The sequence below is a fragment of the uncultured Caballeronia sp. genome, from assembly GCF_964243625.1.
Taxonomy (GTDB): domain Bacteria; phylum Pseudomonadota; class Gammaproteobacteria; order Burkholderiales; family Burkholderiaceae; genus Caballeronia.
In genome coordinates this window covers 1-3,361 of sequence record NZ_CAXTGZ010000646.1, presented here as the reverse complement: position 1 = coordinate 3,361, position 3,361 = coordinate 1, and the positions used below count along the sequence as shown (strand labels likewise).

General features: G+C 59.6%; 3 protein-coding genes. All 3 read right to left on the bottom strand.

Annotated features, from left to right (window positions below):
- Positions 1 to 920: type IV secretory system conjugative DNA transfer family protein (locus ACFFAR_RS28610; RefSeq protein WP_375508945.1), on the bottom strand; the 920-nt coding region annotated here is incomplete at its 3' end.
- A gap of 122 nt (positions 921 to 1,042) precedes the next feature.
- The gene (locus tag ACFFAR_RS28605) at positions 1,043 to 2,179 is read right to left on the bottom strand and encodes an ATPase, T2SS/T4P/T4SS family (protein WP_375508944.1); all 1,137 of its coding nucleotides are present in this window, start codon (positions 2,177 to 2,179) and stop codon (positions 1,043 to 1,045) included.
- Positions 2,160 to 3,206 carry a type IV secretion system protein VirB10 gene (gene virB10 / locus ACFFAR_RS28600; RefSeq protein ID WP_375508943.1) on the bottom strand — a complete coding sequence of 349 codons (1,047 nt, stop codon included), beginning with the start codon at positions 3,204 to 3,206 and terminating at the stop codon, positions 2,160 to 2,162. Before virB10 ends, ACFFAR_RS28605 begins: the two co-directional genes overlap by 20 nt.
- Between the last annotated feature and the right edge of the window lie 155 nt (positions 3,207 to 3,361).

The window sequence follows — 3,361 nt, the reverse complement described above, 5'->3', positions numbered from 1 at the left end:
AATCGGTTCAATGCACCTGTACACGCATCTGACAGACCCATGGTGGCCCGTAGCTGCGCAATGTGCTCCTTGATCGGTCTCCCCATGCCGGACGACTGACGGAAGATCTCGCCAAGCGTGCAATAGCGCTCTGTGCTCGCCGTCTCCATGAGATACAGGCTTAAGCCCACGAACAGATTGCGCGCCAGGTCATTCCAGAACTTGGTTTTGGCCTCGACGTTGGTTGGATAGAACTTAAGGCCAATCGCCTGTACGTCGCCAATGCGAAGATGCTCCGGGCGATCAGCAATCGAGTCGAACACGTTCCACCCGTGCGACTTGCCGTCTTCCGCAAAGGGAGCCCACAGGAACACCTTCTGCCCGTACTTTTGCCGGTAGGCGGACGTGTACTTATAGTTCTCCAGCTTCAAGTCAAGGACGACCATCGAATCCGGATAGGTGAGGAGATTCGGGATCGCCACTGCCACGCCTTTTCCCGATCGCGTAGGCGCGGCGAGCATGACAAATTGCTGGCCCGGAAACGTCAGATATTTGCCTCGATACTTGCCGACGATCAGCGCGGGCTTGCCGTCTTCGCCATCGAGTAATCCGGTCTTGCGGATTTCATGCGCCTTCGCGAACCGAGCACTGCCATGAAGCTCGCGTTTGGCCGTACCGAACGCAGCAAAGCAAGCAGCCGTGATCGCACCAACGGGAATGGCCATCGACACAAACGTACATGCGGCAAGCGCTTTCTTGACGGCAGGTACATCGCCATAGGCATGCCAGTAGTCGCGCAACGTAAAGATGCCAACCACCGACGACGGCAAGTGCTGCAGTTTTGCGAAGAGCGCGGCGCCCGCGTACTGGCCGCCCACCGCAACAGCCGCAACGCCGGCGGCTGCAAGTGCGCTCACGAGGATCTTTGATTGAATCGTCATGTCCGTGACCTAAACGCAGCTGACTGCATAGCCGGGACCAAACATCCGAGTGGTCCAGTCACCGGCTGCGACCAACCCGGACGCAGCTTCAATTGGAAACACGGGCATCTTGCATCGGTCATTTATGCGAGCCCCCGCAAGAGCTTCCACTTCTCCACGGGGTCGTAGTGGATCTGCGTCAGGCGTTTCCGTTCCAAGAAGAGCACCAGGTCGATGGTGGTCTTCACCTCGTGCAGGATGTAGCTCCAGTCGAGCGTCTGGCCAACCTGGCTTGCCTTGACCAGTGTCGCGATCCGCGAGAAGGCAGACGCACAATCGTTCGCATGCACGGAAGTCATTCCGCCATCGGTACCGGTATTGAGGAGCGTGAGGTAATCCCACGTTTCATCGCCGCGCAACTCGGTGAGAAACACGCGGTCGAATTTCATGCGCAGCGTCGAGCGGACGATTTCTTTCGCTGGCAAGCTGTCGCTGAAGAACATGTGGACGTGGTTGGGATGGTTCGGTAACGACAGTTCGTGCGTGTCTTCGATCGTGCCAATGCGCGTGGTCGGTGGCACGAGATCAGCCAACATTTTCATGAGGGTCGTCTTGCCGGACCCGACACCACCGACCGTCACGATGTTGAGCTTGTGCTTGATCGCAAGTTCGAACATCCGTGGAACGTTGCGAGCGGCTTTGGCTGCAAGCATCTCCAGCTCGAAGGGCGCAAGCGTGACGCCAGCCGGCACAAATTCGATGGGTGCAGCATCTTGAACACCGTCATCCAACAAGTCAGACATACGCCGTACAGCAGCCGATGCCGCCAGTACCGACGGAGATACATCCACAAACTCTGTCAGCGTGCCCGCACGAACATAATCGTCTTTGGAAAAGCGAACTGTGCTCGGAATCCGGATGGTCATCGAGACGGTTCCCGGCTCGCACGCGGGAGCAGTCATGACCTGGCCGCGTTCGCCGTCGGGCAAGCGCACTGGCTTGATTGGCGCGAGGGCTGACAAAGGCGGGGACGCCTTGTTGTAGATCGTCAACGCGTCCGCCAGCTTCTTGCAAAGATCGAACGACAAGGCGGGCGCTGCGTGTTGCTGCCATCCATCGACCGTCTCGGTCCACATCTCATGGGGACGGTTGATCGTCACTTCCGTGACACCTTGGGTCGCCATTTTTTCGGCAATGCCGGTTGACGCGAGATAGCTGCGGACTGTTTTGCTCGAATCGAAATGGGTCGAGCCCACATGACTACTGGTGTTCGAGGTCATAGACGCTCCTGAAGTCCACATCGCGTGCCACGAAAATGTTGAGCGCGGAACCCTGATTCGAGTACGCGGTCGGCGGGATATCGACGGTGTTTTTGAGGGTGTCGTCGGCCAGGCTTTGGCCCGCAGACGAGGTATTAGAAAACTGGATCTGGTTGTCGCCGCTGCCGAGCGACCGGTTGCTTGCGGCCTGTCCGAAGTCGCCAATGAGGCTCACCATGATGGCGCCGCCGAAACGGTCCCAGAAATGATTGTCGACATAGGCTTCGAGGCCGCTTGCGCCAAGCGAGTCGGAACCAGGCGAGTCGAGCGGGATCGTGACGCCATTGGGCATATCGATGCGCGACCACAGCACGAAGATGCGCGCCTGCCCCTGCATGAGGGCGGTGCGCTGCTCGCCAGTGGCCTCACTGCCACGCTCGACCAAGAGTGTCCGACCGTCAGCGGAATACACGTCCTGAGTGACGATGCACGAGGTCATGCCTGAATAGGTCGTGACGATCTTGGTTTTCTGGGCACAAGAAATGATGATGCCGCGCTTGAGGAGATAGTCCAGATCAGGCAGGAAGCTCGCCTTGACGCTAGGCAAGGCCGAAGGGGTGAGACGGTCATCCAGTCCGCCGGCGACACCGCGCGCGACGACAGGGACAAGGCTTGCGCTTTTGCCTTCGCTATTTCTGGCACCATTTGCCCCACCTTTGTCGTCGCCATTGTTCAGCAACACGTCTCCATCGAGGCGGCGCTCCGCAACGGTCTCGATGTGTGGCGCGCTTTGGGCGGCCGCCCCCGCATGACCGCCGACGCTTGCCACGGCGACAGCGCTTGCTGGTGCACCGCTTGGCACGGGCATCGAGGCTCCTGACTGGGCGGCTGAGATCGACGCCTGTTCGGCGGCCGCCGCCTTCTCGCGCTTCAAGCGGTCCGCATCCACCGAAAAGTCATGTCCGGTGTCAGCGCCCATTTCTTTCGGCGCCGTGCGCGCATCGGCCTTCGCCTGGTTGTGCTGGTCCTGCAAGCGCTTGGCGAACATCGCACCGCCTAGTGTCACCGTGGCAAGCGCGATTACGGCGATTGCGACGGCCGTCAATTTGTTGACATTCGCTTTCTTGCGCGTCTGCTTGAGGTTCGGCATTCCGCGGTCGCCAGCCATGTTCGCTGCGCCGGCCGCACCCGCCTCATTGGATA